Source organism: Mesorhizobium sp. M7A.F.Ca.AU.001.01.1.1 (assembly GCF_004022735.1).
In the GTDB taxonomy this organism is placed as follows: domain Bacteria; phylum Pseudomonadota; class Alphaproteobacteria; order Rhizobiales; family Rhizobiaceae; genus Mesorhizobium; species Mesorhizobium ciceri.
The window spans coordinates 1-1,634 of record NZ_RZPF01001013.1 but is presented as its reverse complement, the minus strand read 5'-3'; the positions used below and the strand labels follow the sequence as shown (position 1 = coordinate 1,634).

The window sequence follows — 1,634 nt, the reverse complement described above, 5'->3', positions numbered from 1 at the left end:
ATCCTCAAGAGCCTGCGCACCACGGCGCGCGGCATGATGGATACGATCTTCGGCAATCTGGTCTTCGAGCCGTTGATGCAGCGCAATGCCGACGAGGCTTTCACGCTCTACGGTTTGTTGGCCGAAAGCGCCGACATGGATCCGGAGCGCAAGAGCATCGAGTTCCATCTCAATCCGAGGGCCAAATGGTCGGACGGTCAGCCGGTGACGCCGGAGGACGTGCTGTTCAGTTATGATGTCTACACCGACAAAGGCCGCCCGCCTTACAGCGACCGCATGGCCAGGGTCGCCAAGCTCGAAAAGACCGGCGACCACAGCGTGCGCTTCACCTTCAACGACAAGGCCGATCGCGAATTCCCGCTGATCATCGCGCTGACCCCGATCATCCCGAAGCACGCCTTCGACAAGGAGACTTTCGACAGGACGACGCTCAAGCCGGTGATCGGCAGCGGTCCGTATACGATCGCGCAGGTGCAGCCAGGCCAGCGCATCGTCTTCAAGCGCAACCCGGACTATTGGGGCAAGGATGTCCCCGCCAAGCGCGGTTTCGACAATTACGACCAGATCACCATCGAGTATTTCCTCAACGCCAACGCCAAGCTCGAAGCGTTCAAGAAAGGCCTCTGCGCCATCGATGACGACAGCGATCCGGTGAAGCGCGAGCGCGATCTCGATTTTCCGGCCTTCCACAAGGGGGACGTGATCGCCGAAACCTTCGACACCGGCATTCCGCCGGTGGTGACCGGTTTCCTGTTCAACACGCGGTTGCCGAAATTCGCCAACCCGGTCGTGCGGCGCGCGCTCGGCATGCTCTACGACTTCGAATGGGCCAACAAGAACCTGTTCGGCGGCAAATACACGCGCACGATGAGTTACTGGCAGAATTCCGAGCTTTCCGCGCTCGGCCATCCGGCCGACGACAGGGAGAAAGCGCTTCTGGCGCCCTACCCCGGCCGCGTGCCGGCCGATGTCATGGACGGCACATGGCGGCCGCCGGTGACCGACGGATCGGGCCAGGATCGGCGCGTCTTGAAGGCAGCTTTCGATCTTTTGAAAAGTGTCGGCTACCACGTGCAGAATGGAACGATGCTTGATCCCGAAGGCAAACCCTTCGGCTTCGAGATCCTGACCGCTTCGCAGGACGAGGAGCGCCTTGCCGGCATCTATCAGCGCACGCTGGAGAAGATCGGCATCAATCTCACCATTCGCAGCCTCGACGGCGATCAGATACAGTCGCGCAAGCAGCGCTTCGATTTCGAGGTCTTGGTCGGATCGAGCGGCTTCAACAATTCGTTGTCACCCGGCATCGAGCAGAGCGGGCGCTGGAGTTCGACTGCCGCCCGGACGGAAGGCTCGTTCAATCTCGCCGGCGTCGCCGACCCGGCTGTGGACGCGGCAATCGAGGCGATGCTGCGCGCCCGTTCCAAGGAGGATTATGTTGCCGCCGTTCGCGTTCTCGACCGGCTGCTGATCTCCGGCAACTACATGGTGCCGATGCAGTACAACACGCAGCAATGGATCGCCTACTGGAACTACCTGGAACATCCGCAAAAGACGCCCATATTCGGATATCAACTGCCAACATGGTGGCGCAAACCCAACTGAGGGATCAGGAGAGCGAGATGAGCGAATTG

The 1,634-nt window shown here is 60.6% G+C and carries 1 protein-coding gene; it reads left to right on the top strand.

What is annotated here, in order from left to right; translation table 11 throughout:
* The coding region (locus EN884_RS35230) for an extracellular solute-binding protein (RefSeq protein WP_164895397.1) at positions 1 to 1,605 on the top strand (1,605 nt) is incomplete at its 5' end.
* Between the last annotated feature and the right edge of the window lie 29 nt (positions 1,606 to 1,634).